Below are 15,103 nucleotides of genomic sequence, written 5' to 3'. Positions count from 1 at the left end.
TAGCGGCCTGGGATTGCAATCTTGGGGAGGGGCGAGTCTCAGCCGAGTCTCGACCGCATGTCAGTGTGGCGACGCGATCGCCCTCGCCGCAGCCACTTCCTGACGGAGGGGCTCCAGGACGCTCCCCGACGGGCCCGTGAGGTCTGTGCGGACTGCCACCAGGGTCTCCGCCTCTCGTACTCCGTCCGACAGCTCCCTCAGCTGTAGCGACACTTGGGAGATTTCGGCTGCCGACGGGGGCGGGGCTCCGTGTCTTACCCGCACTCGGGCCGCTGTCGTCGCGTCGACGATGCGCTCGACCGCGACCACCAGGGGCCACCAGGCCGCCGCGCGGCGACCGGTCGGTGGGGGTTCCGTCAAGGCCCGCTGGAACTCCGTGCGGATGGTCGAGAGGTCGCGGTAGAGGCGGCGGCGCATGCGGGCGCGGCCGGCGGGGTCGGTGTCCGCGCGGAACGCCGCCTCGACGTAGACCGCCGTGTCCGCGACGGCGTCCGCCAGGCGGTCGCCGACCCGGGTGTGCCAGCTCTCCGGCCACAGGAGGTACCCGGCGATCAGGGCGATCGCGCAGCCCATGAGGGAGTCCAGGAGGCGGGGAAGCAGGAGGGCGGTGCCCTTGTGGTTCAGGATGTCCGAGAGGAGGAGGATCACCGGGGTGATCGCTGCTGTCTGGTAGCCGTAGCCCCTGGGGGTCAGGGCAGGGATCAGCGGGGCGAGGACGAGCATGACGGGGACGTCCCACCAGCCGGGGGGTACCTCGGCCAGTACCGCCGCCGCGATCACCAGGCCCGCCACCGTGCCCAGCGCCCGCAGCAGGGCCCGTGAGAACACCGAGCCGAAGTCGGGCTTGAGGACGAAGGTGATGGTCAGGGCCACCCAGTAGGAGCGCGGGACGGGGATGAGGGAGACCAGGGCCTGCGCGATGCCGATGCACAGCGCGAGGCGCAGGCCGTAGCGCCAGGAGTTCGCGGAGAGGACCACGTTGCGGGCCGCGCGGGCCGTGCGGATGCTCGGGGTGGCGGGGCGGCCCAGGCGGTCGTCGATTCCCCGGGGGTCCACGTCGGGGGCCGTGACGACCTCGGCCGTGTGGCGCAGGGCGTGGTCGACGGCCCGGGCCGTCTCCGTGGTGGGGGCGGGGAGGTGCGGCAGGGCTATCGGGCCGGTGTAGCCGGTCTCGATGGCCTCGGCCAGGTGGCGGACCGCCTCCGGAACCTCCGGCGGGAGCGGGCGGCCGGCGAGGTGGACGGCGGGGGCCGCCTCGACCACCGGAGTGATCGCGTTCAACTGGGCTAGGAGCCGGGTGAGTTCGCGGCTGCGGCCGTGGTGGCGGGCGCGGTGGGCGAGGATGAGGTCGTAGGCCTGGTTGAGGGACTGGGTGACCTCGAAGCGGATGGCGGTGTAGCGGTCCGGGTCCGGGTCGGCGCAGGCTGCCAGCAGGTCGGCCACCGTGCGGTACGCGGTCCCCACCGACGCGCGTTCCGGCACCCCGGCCCGCAGTGGCCAGGCGAGCAGCGCCAGGGCGAGGACGAGCAGGCCGCCGCCGCTCATCAGGGCTGGGGGCAGCCACCAGGGGCCGGGGAGCGGAAGTCCGGCGCCGATCACGGCGTTCAGGAGCAGCAGCAGTCCCGACACGGAGGACACCACGCCGATCGTCGAGATCATTCCGGACACCAGGGCGACGCCGGTGACGGCGGCCACCGCGTACCAGCCCTGGCCGTACACCAGGGTGCCCACGGTGACGCCCACCGCGCCGAAGAGCTGGGGGACGGCGATGTTGACGATGCGCATGCGGTAGGCGTCGGCGGTGTCGCTGATGACGCCGGACAGGGCGCCCATGGAGGCGAGCGCGCCGTAGGTCGGCCGACCGGCCGCGAGTCCGATCGCCAGCGGGAGTGCCATCGCGAGTGCGGCCCGGGCCATCGCGGCCCAGTTGAGGGGTGCCCGGTGGGGTTTGAGGTTCCGGACCAGCCAGTCGGGAGGGGTGAGGCCGATGGGGAACTCGCTGGACATGCGCCCATTATGACCGCTTCGGTCCGGCCCGCCCCGGGTCATCTGCGCTGGTGGAGCGTGATGTCGACAACGAGGGCGCGATGGTCGGTACCGGTCAGGCGCAGGAAACGGGCGTCGGTCGCGGAGAAGTCCGGGGTGGAGAGCAGGACGTGGTCGATCTGGGCGCCGATGACGGAGGACGTGCGGGCGGGCCAGCTGGGGGTGCGGTCGTGGCCGTCGAGGCGGGCGGCGTCGGTCAGGCCGGCGTCCAGGACGCGGCGGAAGGCCGCGTGGTCCTGGGAGGCGTTGAAGTCGCCCGCGAGGATCGTGGGCGTGTGCGGGTCGGCGGCTGCGAAGGCGCGGAGCCGGCCCAGCTCCCGCTGCCAGAGGCCCACCTGGCGGACGAGCGGAGGCATGGGGTGGGCGAGCTGCACGCGGACGGCGTGGCCGCGTACGTCGGCCACTGCGCCGGGCATGCCCATCGTGCCGCGGACGCCGGCCGTGCCCTTCAGCGGGAAGCGGCTCAGGATGAGCGAGCCGTGGGAGCCGCCCGCGGCCACCGCCTGCCGGTGGGGGTAGGCGCGGGCGAAGTCCCGCTCCAGCGTGGCCTGGCAGGTGTACTCGCACTCCTCGACGAAGACCAGGTCGGGGCGCAGGCGGCGGATCTGCGGGACCAGGGCGGGGGTGCCGCGCCCGAACTCCACGTTCGAGGTCAGTACGCGCAGGGCGGCGAGGGGCGGGCCGACCGGTTCCGTGGTCTTCCCGTACGGCTCCAGGTACCAGGCCAGCAGCCCCAGTACGACGACTCCCCACACCAGCCCCGGCCACCAGCGGGCGAGCAGCGCGCACAGCAGGGCGACGCCGGTCGGCACGAGCAGCCAGGGCAGGAAGGCGAGCAGCTGCGGCACGGGCGTGATGCCGTCGGTGCCGGCCACGCGACAGCCGACGACCACGCTGACCCCGGCGAGCAGCAGTCCGGCCGACCAGGAACCGAGTCCGCGCCCAGGGCTTCGTGTCACTCCTCGAGCCTACGAGCGTGGGTCGACCCCGGTCAGGAATTTCTCCAACACCTCGTTGAACTCCGCCGCCCGTTCCAGGTTCGGCATATGGGCCGCGCCCGCGACGACGTGCAGGACGGAGTCGGGCAGCGCCGTGTGCATCGCCTCCGCGTCCGCCACCGGGGTGTACGTGTCGTCGGCGCCCACGACGACCAGCGCGGGCACGGTCACCCTGGTCAACAGGGGGCGGTAGTCGGGGCGTTCGGCGCGGCCGCGCAGGGAGGCCGCGGCGCCCTCGGGGGCGGTGGCCGTCATCATGCGGTGGACGTGGGCCTTGACCTCGGGGGCGGCGTACGGGGCGACCATCTTCTCCAGGACCTCGTCGGCGTAGCCGCGCATGCCCTCGGCGAGCAGCCGGTCGGCCATGGCGTTCCGGCCCCGCCTGCCCTCGGGCGTCTCGGGGTCGGGGAAGGTGTCGGCGAGGACCAGGCCCCGGACGCGGTCGCCGAAGCGGTGGTAGCACTCCATGGCGATCTGGCCGCCCATGGACAGTCCTGCCAGCACGAAGGAGTCCACTCCCAGGAAGTCCAGCAGTTCCTCGATGTCCTGGGCGTGGCGGGCGAGCGGGACGGTGCCGGGGGTCAGCGGGGAGGAGCCGTAGCCGCGCAGGTCGGGGGCGATCACCCGGCGGCCGGCGGAGAACGCGGCCAGCTGCGGGGTCCACATGGTGCGGTCGAAGGGGTGGCCGTGGACGAGGACGAGGGGGACCCGGGAGGAGATTCCGGGGTTTTTGTCCTCGTACGAGAGGAAGGGGGGCATGTGACCGACCCTAGGTCCCCCCAACTTCTCGGTGCAATAAAATCTTTGCCCTCGGTGCAATCCGATGTGCCGGTACGGCTGGGGGACTTGTGACGGCAGGGGGAGTCGTGGACGACTACCGGCGTATCGCCGACCGGATCGCGGGCGACATCAGCGGCGGCCGGCTCCGGCCGGGGCAGCGGCTGCCGCCGCAGCGGGCGTTCGCCCGACGGCACGGGATCGCCGCGTCGACGGCCGGGCGGGTGTACGCGGAGCTCGTCCGCCGCGGGCTGGTGGTGGGCGAGGTCGGGCGCGGTACGTTCGTCCGGGCCACCCCGCCGGACGTGCAGCCGGGGCACGCGCTGACCGAGGCGGCGGGCGGCGCGCCCGTGAACCTGGAGCTCAACTACCCCTCCGCGCCCGGCCAGGCGGAGCTGCTGGCTCCCGCGCTCGCGTCCCTGGTGCGGCCGGACGCGCTGGCCGAGGCGATGCGGCCCGCCCCGGCCGCCGGCAGTGCGGCGGCGCGGGAGGCGGTCGCGGGGCTGCTGGCCGGCGGTGGTCCGCGGCCCGACCCCGACGGGATCCTCTTCACCGGCAACGCCCGGCAGGCCATCGCCGCGACGCTCGCCTCCCTGGTGCGGCCGGGTGGGCGGGTCGGTGTGGAGCCGTTGACGTATCCGCTGGTCAAGGAGATCGCGGGGCGGCTCGGTGTCACCCTGGTCCCGCTTGCGGCGGATGCGGAGGGGCTGCTGGCGGAGTCCGTGGCGGCGGTTCATCGTGCCGCTCCCCTGTCCGCGCTCTACCTTCAGCCGACGCTGCACAATCCGACCTCGCTGACCCTGAGCGCGGAGCGGCGGGTGCGGCTGGCCGAGGTCGTCCACAGCCTGGGGATACCGGTCGTGGAGGACCGGATCTGGTCCTTCCTGCACCCTGGCGGCGAACCCGCGCTCGCCGATCTCGCGCCGGGGCTCGTGCACGTCGTCGACGGGCTGTCCAAGCGGGTTGCGCCGGGGCTCACGGTCGGGTTCGTCGTCGTACCCGGCGGGCGGGTGGAGGCGGTGGCGCGGGCCGTCCGGTCCGGGGGGTGGAGTGCGGGGTGCTTCGCGCTGGAGGCGGCTGTGCGGTGGATCGGGGACGGGAGTGTGGCGCGGTTGGTCGAGGCGAAGCGGGAGGATGCGGGGCGGCGGCAGCGGGTGGTTGCGGCGGAGTTGGAGGGGTTTGCCGTGCGGGCTGATCCGGCGGGGTACTTCGCGTGGTGGGAGCTGCCCGGGGGGTGGCGGGCGGACACGTTCACCGCGGCGGCGCGGGCGCGTGGCATCGCGGTGACCCCGGGTACGGCGTTCTCCGTGGACCCGAGTCGTACGCCGGATGCCGTGCGGGTCGGGCTTGCGTCGGTGCCGGAGGGGGAGCTGGCGCGGGCGTTGCGGGTGCTTGCGGGGGTTGCGCGGGGGTAGGGCCGCCTCGGCTTCGCCTTCGGCGGGATTGGATTCCCGCCCGCACTGCCCGTGTTGCTTTCGTCGTCGGGTGCGGGTGGCCCCTGTGGGGTGTTGTCGCCGTCGGCGGCCTGCGGGGCGTCGTGCGCCTCGGCTTCGCCTTCGGCGGGATTGGATTCCCGCCCGCACTGCCCGTGTTGCTTTCGTCGTCGGGTGCGGGTGGCCCCTGCGGGGTGTTGTCGCCGTCGGCGGCCTGCGGGGCGTCGTGCGCCTCGGCTTCGCCTTCGGCTCCTGCTCGATGACGGGCTCAGGCTCTGGCTCGGGTCGTGGCCGGAGGCTGGGTCGGGGTGGGGGCTGCGGGGTCCTCGTGGGGGCGGTGGGAGGGGCGGGGGAGGTGCAGGCGGCGGGTCAGCCAGGTGGTCAGGGCCACGGTGAGGCCCAGGGCCAGGAGGAGCCAGGACGTGGTGCGCAGGGTGGCGGTCAGGGCGTCGTAGATCGCGGCCGCCGCGGGGTGGGGGACGTCGGCGGGGAGGCCGGCGAGGGTGAGGCTGCGGCCGATGGTGAGGGCGAGGATCAGGAGGGCGCCGCCCAGGGCCGTGCCCAGCGCGGTCGCAGCGACGGCGCGGCGGCGGTGGACGGCCAGGGCGATTCCGGCGACGGCGAAGACGACGGCCGCGACCGGGAGCCAGAAGCCGGCGACTTCGAGCACGTGGAATCCCTTCCTGAGCCGGCCCACCTCGCCCGCCTGGAGCACGGGGACCGCGGTGTGCTCCACCGGGATGCGGGCGGCGAGCGGAATGTGGTCGTCGGTGAGCTGCTGCTTGACCTGGGCGGTGACGGGGGCGAGGTCCACGGTGACCGGGCGCTCGCCCGCGTCCTCGGCCGGGTCCTCCGCGCGCAGGGCGCGCAGGATCGCGTCGTGCGTGACCCGGTTGCCGGTGTCCCAGGCCAGCCGGAAGGCGCGGGTCTGGGTGAAGGAGCGCACCGCGTCGTGCACGAACGGGGCGACCGAGCCGTGTACCCCGCGGACGTCCATCCGCTGGTCCACCTCGCGCAGGATGCCGTCCCCGACCGTCTTGGCCACGGCTTCCCGCACATCCGGGTCGGCGGCGAGCGGGGCCATCGTGGTGACGTACCGGCCCGTGTCGGCGAGCCCGTACGACGCCCAGGCCGCCAGCGCGCCGAACGGCACGAGCAGGCAGGACAGGGCGATCAGTACGGCCGACAGGGAGCTCCTGAGGCGTGGGGGCACGCTTCCAGGCAAGGCCCGCGGGGCCCGGTGGGCGAGTGGTACGACTGCATTCGGGGGAAATGTCAAGCCGAACGGCCGCGCCACCTGGCGGAGCCGGGCATTCCGCTCTCCGGTGGAGGGTTCCTCCGAACGGGTGTTTTCTGGTGCTGGTGAGGAGGGAGTTACAGGGGAGTGCGTGGGCCCCGGCCGGTCTCCGGCCGGGGTCCACGCGCGTCCCGTGTACTCGGCTGCTCAGCGGATGCGGTTTCCCAGCCCGTCCTCGTGCGTGTAGTAGCGGTAGAACAGCACGCCGCCCACGACCACGGCGAACGCCACGCCCAGGCCCGTCGACGCCAGGACGGAGTGGCCGCGGCCGCTCAGGCTGTACAGGAAGCCGACCGCGATGCCGGTGAAGGCGGCCCACAGCGCCGCGTGCAGCTCGCGCGGCAGCCGCGGGGTGAGGGCCGCCAGACCCATCCAGACGGCCGCGAACACGATCGCCGTCACGAAGCCGAACAGCAGGTTCCAACCGGTGATGGGCCCGCCGTAGCGGGTGTTGGCCGCGGCCCAGTACCCGTAGATGAGCCCGAGCACGACGGGTACGGCGACCTTCGCCACCGCGTGCGTGCGCTCGCTGAAGACGTCGGGAGTACGACCGCCCCGGACCATGCCGCCGGGTGCGGGTGCCGCTTGAGCCATGAGAGCACTCCTCTCTCTCCTCGCCCCCGCCTACCAGAGCACACCTGGGGGGACGCCCTGGCAAGTCGGCCGACAGAGTGACGAGTGCCCGGATGCGGCGCCCATGTTCCCGTGTTTCGCTGAATTTCTCCGAGGACGTGGAGGGCTGCCCGGCCGTGACGGACATGGAGTACCGGCTCCGGCGGCAGTTGCTGCGGGTCCGTGGCCGGAGCATCGCCTGGGTGCCGCCCCTGCTGCTGCTCGTCGGCATCGTGCTGGTGGACATCAACACCACCGAGGCGTTCCGGATCGTTTCCTGGATCGTTCTGGTGCCCGGCATCGCCGCCGCGATCTGCGGCGCGTGGGGGACGGCCGCCTTCGCCGTGCTGTCGCTGGCGACGTACTTCGTCGTGGACAACGCCTGGCCGGGCGAGTACCCGGCCGGACTCGGCGACTTCGTCCTGGTCGCCCTCGGCGGTGCCCTCGGGGTGCTGGCCTCCGCCGTGCGGGTGCGCCGGGAACAGCAGATGCTGCACATCCGGGACATCGCCGAGACCACCCGGCGTACCGTGCTGCGCCCGCTGCCGCCGGTCTGGGCGGGCCTGGAGCAGGCGGGCGTGTACCTGGCCGCCGACGTCGAGGCCCAGGTCGGCGGGGACTTCTACGACATCCAGCCCGGCCCGCACGGCACCCGCGTCCTCCTCGGGGACGTGCAGGGCAAGGGCCTGGGCGCGGTGGAGACGGCGGCCGCGCTGCTCGGCACCTTCCGGGAGGCCGGCTACCACGAGGCGGACCTGGCGACCGTCGCCCGGCGGCTCGAGGTGCGCATGGTCCGGCACCGCGGGCACACCACCGCCCTCGGCCGGGACGACGGCGACCGCTTCGCCACCGCCGTCCTGCTGGGCTTCCCCGCAGGCACCCCGGACACGATCGAGCTGATCAACTTCGGGCACGAGCCCCCGCTCGCCGTCGGACCGCACGGGGTGCGCGCCCTGCCCGCCGGCGACGGCCTGCCGCTCGGGTTCGGCGACCTCGTGCCCGGATGCCCACCGCTGCACCGGGTGCCGTTCGGGCGCGAGGAGACCCTGCTCATGGTGACCGACGGGGTCACCGAGGCGCGGGACGCCGCCGGGGAGTTCTACCCGCTGACCCGGGAAGTGGCCCGGGCGGTCGAGGCCGACCCGGGGCGGGCCGAGCCGCGGCGCCTGGTCCGCATGGTCCGTGACGGCGTGCTGCTGCACTGCGGCGGCCGCCTGGAGGACGACACCACGGTCTTCGCCGTCCGACGGGCGGGCGAAGACCCCGTACGGGGACGTTTGCAGTCCTGAGACGCGCCTTTGCAGCAGCAGCGGTTACGGTGCTGGCAGTAGGGCGATCGACAAGGGGGAGGGACGATGCCCGGAACCGTGCTGCTGCTCGCGGCCTCGCCGCTGGGCCGGGGGCGCCTGGTGGACGCGGCCGGGGTGCTGCCCGTGCTGGCCGCGGTCGCCCCTGCGGTGCTGTCCGGCACCGACACCGCGAACGTGGTCGAACTCGCCGACCCGCTGGAGCCGCAGGCCGTCCTCACCCGGCTGCGCGCCGCCGCGGCCGCACCCGGACCGCTCACCGTGTACATCACCGGGCAACTCCACCTGGACCGCCGCCAGCACCAGCCCCACCTGGCCCTGGCCCGCACCACCCCGGCCACCGTCCGCTACACGGCACTGCCGTGGCACTGGATCAGGGAGGAACTGCGGCTGCGCTCCGCGGGGTCCACGGCACTCTTCGTGGACCTGCACGCGGACGCCGAGACCTGGCAGCACCTCGCCCAGCGGCCGCTCGACTCGGGCCGCACCAGCGCGGTCTACGGCCGCATCGCACCCCCCTCCGGGCGGCGGGGTCTGGCCGAGCCGTCGTACATGAAGGCGGTGGCGACGCTGTTGCGCAGTGGACACCGGCCGCCCTTGGACCAGTTGCACCACCAGGCCCTGGCGCGGATCGCCGACGAAGCACCGACGAACATCCTGCTCACCGCTCGGCCTCGGCCGACCGGCGATCCCCACGCCGCCATCAGCGCCGCCGTCCAGGCCGGGCGGCACGCCGACGCCGACGCGCTCGCCGCGCAGCACGAGCAGGGGGCCGTGCGTGCCTGTGGGCCCGCCTCCGACGAGGCGCTGCACTGGGCCGAAGTCCGGGCCGATCTGGCGATGTTCGCGGGGGACTCCGTGCGCAGTTGCCGGGCCTGGCTGAGTGTGGCCGGGGTGCGGCTCGCTGCCGGGCAGGCGGTGGACGCGCCCGCGGTGGAGGCGGCCGTGGACCGCGCCCACCATCAGTGGGGGTGCATCAAGGACGCGGCGCGGGCCCGTGAACTCGGACCCGCGCTCGCGGAGTTGAGGCTCCGGGTGCCCGGCCGCCGGCAGGGCGCGCTGGAGAACGTCCAGCGGCACCTGCGGCAGCTCCAGGCGGCCGGGTAGCGGCCTCAGTTGGTGAAGGTGAGGTACTTCCAGGCGCCGTGCGTCGTGGAGTTCACGCTGTCACCGGAGGTGGCGTTGTAGTACGAGGAGCGCACCCGGAAGCGCCAGCCGACGTCCTGGCTGTGGTCACCGGTCATCCGCACCTTGGACACGCCGTCGGAGCCCAGCGGGAAGTACATCGGGTCGCCGTCGTACCACTTGCCCTGGTAGTACACCTGGAACTCCAGGCGCTGCTGGCGGCCCGGGTAGTACGTCATCTTCGTCGTGGTCAGCGGGTCCTTGGACTTGTGGAAGAAGGCGTACGTGTGGCCCCACGTGTACACCGACTTGTAGTTGTTGCTGAGCGACGTCGACACGCTCACCCGGGCGCCGACCGTGCTGGAGGCCGACCGGGGCTGGTAGCGGGAGTCACCGGCGAACTTCGCGGTGACCTTGGTGTCGCGCTTCAGGTCCAGGGTGACCGACAGGTTGCCGTCGGAGTTGACCTTCCCGGACTTCACCAGCTTCTTCGGCTTGTCGGAGCCGAACGGGTCGGCCCAGATCTCCACCGTGCGGTTCTTGTAGGTGGTCCCCAGGTGGGCCGTGAACTTCACGTCCTTGCCGTAGGAGTACACCTTGCCGTTGTTGTTGATCGTCAGCGTGGGCTTGGCGCGGGAGACGTCCACGGTGTCGGAGGCCTTCGCGGAGGTGTGCTGGGCGTCGCCCGCGTACGTCACCGTGTACGTGACCTTGCCACCGGCCGGCGGGGTGTCGGTGAAGGAGAACTTGCCGCCGGTGCCGAGGGACTTGGTGCCGAGCGACTTGCTGTTCGGCGACTCCAGATCGGTGCGGGTGACCTGCAGGGGGGTGCCGGCAGGCAGCGGCAGCGTCGCGGTGAGCGTGCCCTTGACGGTGAGCGACTTGGCGCGGGTTGCGGTGGCGGGGGCGTCGACCGTCAGGACGGGCTTGGACTTGGTGGAGTCCGTCAGGACGCGGAGCGTGTACACGCTGTTGTAGTTGTGGGTCAGCGCGAAAAGCCGGCCCGCGCCCGTGCCGGGCTCCCAGGCCAGGTTGGCGTTCCCCAGCTCGTCGTATCCGCTGATGTTGTCGGTGTCGGGCCAGGTGTACTCGCGGACCGGGGTCGTGGTGCCCGGGTTGAACATGTACAGCGACGGGTCGTACGGGGCGTCGGTGCCTGCGGCGACCGTGCCGTCGTCGGCGATCGCGACGGAGCTCGGGTGGTACTCGGTGGTGTAGCCGCTCAGTGGAGTGAGGTCCGAGGTCTTCCACACGTGGTGCTGGTTGCCGGGGTTGGCCGTGATCAGACGGCTTCCGTCGGGCGTGAGGGCGAGGTCGGACGTGGAGCCGAGGCCGCCGGTGGAGCCGCCGTAGCGGGCGGTGCGGGTGGCGGTACCCGTGGCGACGTCGTACACGCCGAGCCAGGAGTTGTAATACTCCGGAGCCGCGGCGGCCAGGGTGTTCGGGGCGCCGGGCGTGGCGGCGAGCAGCGGGGCGCCGGGGTAGTCGGTGTCGGGGTCCTGGTCCAGGGTCACCACCGGATCGGTGCCCGACAGGTCCAGCGAACCGATGTGGCCGTGCTCGGCGGTGCCGTAGCCGAACCACAGCTTGCCGCCGGCCAGGGCGAGGTGGGCCGGGTCCGTGCCGTCGCCGGTCGCGTACCGGGTGGACTCCGCCACCGTCGTCGTGTCGATGGCCACGATCGCGTCCGCGCCCGGCGAGGCCGCGTACACCGTGCCCGAGTCGGCGGACAGCTGCAGGCCGGTGACGCCCGGCAGGGAGGTCACCGAGCCGACGACGGAGCCGCTGTAGTCCGTGGCGACGACCTTGCCCTGGTACGGGTCACTGACGAAGATCCGCTGGTGGACGCCGTCCACCACGATGTCACCCGCCGACTTGATCGGCAGGATCTTGGTGGAGTCGGCGGCTGCCGGAGTGGCGGCGAGGGCCGCCGAGCTGAAGAGGACGGCCAGGGTGGTGGCAGTCGTGAGGGTGCGCATACGCACGCTGATTCGAACCCCCCGGAACGAATGAGTGAGGTGAGCGCCACGCGGCACGGCTGATGTGTAAGCCCCCTGTGTGCCGTGCGTGGCGGATGAGTGAAGACTAGGCCGCGAAGACTAGGTCATGCCACTGACAAAAAGGCGAGCGCCCCCGAGACCAGGGTCCGGACACCCGGGGCGATCGTGGACAGGTCGGGCGCGAAGTGGGGGCTGTGGTTGCTCGGTACGGCCGAGAACTTCTCCGGGAACGTCGTGCCCGGGGCCTTCTCCCACACCTCGGCCGGAGTGGTCGTCACGAACCAGTAGGAGTACGGGATCGAGCCCAGCGCCAGCTCGGGGAAGTCCTCGCTGCCCATCGCCGGGCCCGGGTCGAACACCGTGGCCGCGCCGAAGACCTCGCGGTGCACGGCGGCCACCGCGGTGTCCGTGCCGACGTCGTTGACCGTCTCCGGGAAGCTGTTGCCGAGGGTGATCCCGGGCTCGCGCGGGCAGCCGGCGGCCAGGCACTCGCCCTGCGCGATCCGGCGGATCGCGGCCAGCATCCGCTCCCGCACCTCCTCCGACTGGGTGCGCAGGTTCAGCTCGATGCGTGCCTCGGACGGGATGATGTTGTGCCGGGTGCCCGCCTCGATCCGGCCCACGGTGAGCACCGCGGCCTCGCGGGCGGCCAGTTCCCGGGAGACGACCGTCTGCAGCCGGGTGACCAGGTAGGCGGCGGTCACCACCGGGTCCACGGTCGACTCGGGCCGCGAACCGTGGCCGCCCCGGCCGTGCACCACGATGTCCACGTCCGTCGACGCCGACATGATCAGGCCCGGCACGTGCGGGTACAGACCCGTCGGGCCCGGGGCCGCGTGCTGCCCGAGCAGCACGTCCGGGCGCCCGAAGCGCTCGTACAGCCCGTCCGTGACCATCCGGGCGGCGCCCTGCCCGGTCTCCTCGGCGGGCTGCCCCACGACCAGCAGGGTGCCGTTCCAGGTCTCCCGCCCGGCCGCCAACGCCTCGGCCGCGCCCGCCAGCCAGGTGACGTGCAGATCGTGCCCGCAGGCGTGCATCACCCCGTCCGTCCGCGAGGCGTAGGGCAGTCCGGTCTCCTCCTGCACCGGCAGCGCGTCCATGTCGGCGCGCAGCAACACCGTCGGCCCGTCCCCGTTGCGCAGCACCCCCACGACCCCGGTGCCACCGATCCCCTCGGCCGTCTCGAACCCGGCCTCCTTGAGCCGCCCGGCGAGCTTCCCGGCGGTGCGGTGCTCGCTCAACGACAGCTCGGGGTGACGGTGCAGGTCGCGGTAGAAGTCCTCCAGGTCCGGGACCGGGAGTCCGGCGGTGAGATCCAGAGCGGTGCGCGCTGCGGGAGAGGTCACGGGGAGAAGGGTAGGCCCCCGGCGGGACACGGGGGGAGAGCCGTGCTCACCAGGTGAACCCCTTCTGCACCTCCATGCACGCGTCCTCCTTGTCGCCGGGCAGCACGGCCGCCGTCGAGGGCGCCTTGTCCGGGCTCTTGCTCTTCGGGTAGGTGTCGCCGGTGCGCCAGTCCGCGCCGACGGTCAGGGTGACGCCCGAGACGTCGGTCGACCGGTGCACCTGGCCCAGCGGGACGCCGAGTGCCTCGGCCACGGCCTGGGCGTCGCCCTCCAGGTCGGCACTGGGGTACAGGAGAAGGGTCTTGGACTCGGTGGCCGCGGTGACGTCCGCCCTGGCCCGGGTGAACCCCTTGCCCTGCAGGACCTGGGTGACCGCGCTCGCCCGTTGGGGCGTCGGGGCCTCGGTGGTCGTCCCGGTGCCGTTGCGGACCTGGACCGCGAGGGTGCCGGCCGGGGCCGAGGGGGCCTTCGCCTTCTGCTCCGCCTTGTGCTTGGCGCCGCGGCCGTCCAGCGGGGTGTCGTCGCGGACCATGGAGAGGAGCTGGTCGGCGTCCTCGGGGTCGGGCACCAGCCGGTTGTGGTCCTGCGACCACTGCACGGTGGGCAGCGTCGTCATCGTGATCCGCTTGGTCGGGACCTTCTGCAGTTCCCCTGCCAGGTCGTACAGCTTCTTGACCGTGCCGAGGCCCTCGTCGACCGTGAGCGCCTTCGTCGCGGCCTCCGCGAGCCTGCGCATCTCGGTGGGGTTGCCCAGCGTCGCGTTCGCGCGCAACTGGCGGACCATCGAGTTCATGTACATGTGCTGGGCGTGGGTGCGGCCGATGTCGGTGCCGTCCTCGAAGCCGTAGCGGGTACGCAGCCACTGCAGGGCCTGTTCGCCCTTGACCGGGTGGGTGCCCGCCGCCAGTTTCAGGCCCGAGCCGTGGCCGTCGGAGGTGTGCGAGTAGACGTTCTGCTTGACGCACACGGGGACGCCGCCGATGGCGTCCGCCATGTCGACCACGCCGGAGAAGTCGACCATCATGAAGTGGTCGACGTGGATGCCGGTGAGCTTCTGCCAGGTGGCGACGGTGCAGCCCGGACCGCCGCGGCCCAGCGACTCGTTCGCCATGGCCAGCGAGAGCGCGTCGTACACCTTGGCGTCGGTGGTGCACCTGGGGATCGGGATCATCGTGTCGCGCGGGAGGCTGACCACGGACATGTTGCTGCGGTCGGCCGAGACGTGCAGCAGCATCTGCACGTCGGCGAGCGGCGGGCGGCCCACGTCGGCCTTGGACCCGCCGAGCTTCAGGTCCTTGGCGGTGTTCCGGCTGTCCGAGCCGATCATCAGGATGTTCAGCGGCGTCTGTCCGGCGGCGTTCGGGGTCGCCTCGGGCACGTCGGAGTCGCCCAGGTTCCGCTCTGCCTTCTTGATGTTGGCGTTGAGGTGCTCGTAGTAGAGGTAACCCGCGCCAGCGGTCCCGAGTATGACGACGGCCAGGGTGGCCGCCGACCAGCGCAGTATCCGGCGTTTGGGGCGCGGGGCGTCGGGTTCGGTGCCGCCGCCTCCGTGGCCGCCGCCACCGCCGTGCCGTCCCCGGTTCTTCGGCCGCGCCTGCGCGTCCAGCGTCATTGCCCTGCCCTTCCCGCCCTGACGAAGCGCACGTCGACCTCGTCGCGGCTGCACCGGATCGCACACACTAACGGCGTGGTCATCCATGCAGGGATGGGTGGTGAGATATGCCACTCGCGTACAACCTTCTCCGGGGTTGACGAACTGCCTTTGTTTCTTGGGCAGTTCTCGTCGGTCTTCGCTTCCGGGAAGGCGCCGCCGGGTGATTTGTCCGGACGTCACGTTGTTTCCGCTCAAAGCCCGCAGGACATCCACAGCAGGTGAGCGCGAGGCGGGCGAGATCGGTCAGGGCTGGGACTGCTGCACGGCCGGCGGACTCGGCGGGGCGTCCGCCGCCCGGGCCGGGCCCGCGTTCGCCGCCGTGATCAGTGCCGCGATCGCGAGTACGGCCGCGGCCACGCCCCGGGCGGCCGGGGTTCCCCCGCTCGGGCGGGGCCGGGAGAGGGGCAGTGCGGTGGAGCGTCCGTAGGGTGCGGATGTACGTCCGTGCACGGCGACCTCGCAACAACAGCAGCCTGTTAAACATGCTTAATTCGCCGTTTAACCTAGG

Annotated in this window: 12 protein-coding genes; 3 read left to right on the top strand and 9 right to left on the bottom strand. The window is 72.7% G+C overall.

The genetic code is table 11. The annotated features are described in order from the left end of the window. Positions 1-60 precede the first annotated feature (60 nt). The 3 genes from ACIRVH_RS14270 to ACIRVH_RS14260 are packed head-to-tail and all read right to left on the bottom strand — an operon-like array spanning position 61 to position 3,803. Positions 61-2,007 (bottom strand): FUSC family protein, encoded by a 1,947-nt coding sequence (locus ACIRVH_RS14270; protein WP_403952274.1) that lies wholly within the window; start codon positions 2,005-2,007, stop codon positions 61-63. 38 nt (positions 2,008-2,045) lie between these two features. After that, positions 2,046-3,005: an endonuclease/exonuclease/phosphatase family protein gene (locus ACIRVH_RS14265; RefSeq protein ID WP_403952272.1), complete on the bottom strand. Its 960-nt coding sequence runs from the start codon at positions 3,003-3,005 to the stop codon at positions 2,046-2,048. 9 nt (positions 3,006-3,014) lie between these two features. Continuing rightward, positions 3,015-3,803, bottom strand: coding sequence for an alpha/beta fold hydrolase (locus tag ACIRVH_RS14260; RefSeq protein ID WP_403952269.1), 789 nt, complete (start codon positions 3,801-3,803; stop codon positions 3,015-3,017). Positions 3,804-3,910: 107 nt separating this feature from the next. On the opposite strand from ACIRVH_RS14260, the gene ACIRVH_RS14255 reads away from it, so the two are divergent. Continuing rightward, complete coding sequence (locus ACIRVH_RS14255; RefSeq protein ID WP_403952267.1) at positions 3,911-5,236, top strand: PLP-dependent aminotransferase family protein; 1,326 nt, start codon at positions 3,911-3,913, stop codon at positions 5,234-5,236. A gap of 286 nt (positions 5,237-5,522) precedes the next feature. On the opposite strand, the gene ACIRVH_RS14250 is transcribed toward ACIRVH_RS14255, so the two are convergent. Beyond that, positions 5,523-6,467, bottom strand: coding sequence for a hypothetical protein (locus ACIRVH_RS14250; protein ID WP_403952265.1), 945 nt, complete (start codon positions 6,465-6,467; stop codon positions 5,523-5,525). 231 nt (positions 6,468-6,698) lie between these two features. Further along, a complete protein-coding gene (locus ACIRVH_RS14245) occupies positions 6,699-7,145 on the bottom strand; it encodes a hypothetical protein (protein WP_403952262.1) in 447 nt (148 codons plus the stop codon). Positions 7,146-7,309: 164 nt separating this feature from the next. Between ACIRVH_RS14245 and ACIRVH_RS14240 the strand changes: the two genes are divergently transcribed. Further along, the gene (locus ACIRVH_RS14240) at positions 7,310-8,452 is read left to right on the top strand and encodes a PP2C family protein-serine/threonine phosphatase (RefSeq protein ID WP_403953024.1); all 1,143 of its coding nucleotides are present in this window, start codon (positions 7,310-7,312) and stop codon (positions 8,450-8,452) included. 66 nt (positions 8,453-8,518) lie between these two features. Next, positions 8,519-9,577 carry a hypothetical protein gene (locus ACIRVH_RS14235; protein ID WP_403952259.1) on the top strand — a complete coding sequence of 353 codons (1,059 nt, stop codon included), beginning with the start codon at positions 8,519-8,521 and terminating at the stop codon, positions 9,575-9,577. Positions 9,578-9,582: 5 nt separating this feature from the next. Here the strand turns inward: ACIRVH_RS14235 and ACIRVH_RS14230 are convergent, their stop codons facing one another. From ACIRVH_RS14230 to ACIRVH_RS14215, 4 genes are all read right to left on the bottom strand, one after another. Continuing rightward, entirely contained in the window at positions 9,583-11,580 is a 1,998-nt protein-coding gene (locus ACIRVH_RS14230) for an Ig-like domain repeat protein (RefSeq protein ID WP_403952256.1), read from the bottom strand. A 119-nt stretch (positions 11,581-11,699) separates the two neighbouring features. Then, entirely contained in the window at positions 11,700-12,941 is a 1,242-nt protein-coding gene (locus ACIRVH_RS14225) for an amidohydrolase (RefSeq protein ID WP_403952254.1), read from the bottom strand. Positions 12,942-12,987: 46 nt separating this feature from the next. Then, on the bottom strand, positions 12,988-14,553 hold the full coding sequence (locus tag ACIRVH_RS14220) for an LCP family protein (protein ID WP_403952251.1): 1,566 nt from the start codon (positions 14,551-14,553) through the stop codon (positions 12,988-12,990). 285 nt (positions 14,554-14,838) lie between these two features. After that, positions 14,839-15,045, bottom strand: a complete 207-nt coding sequence (locus ACIRVH_RS14215; protein WP_403952249.1) for a hypothetical protein — start codon at positions 15,043-15,045, stop codon at positions 14,839-14,841. Between the last annotated feature and the right edge of the window lie 58 nt (positions 15,046-15,103).

Source organism: Streptomyces sp. NPDC101165 (assembly GCF_044768135.1).
GTDB lineage: Bacteria > Actinomycetota > Actinomycetes > Streptomycetales > Streptomycetaceae > Streptomyces.
The sequence above is the reverse complement of the archived record's forward strand: the minus strand, read 5'-3'. Positions and strand labels throughout refer to the sequence as shown.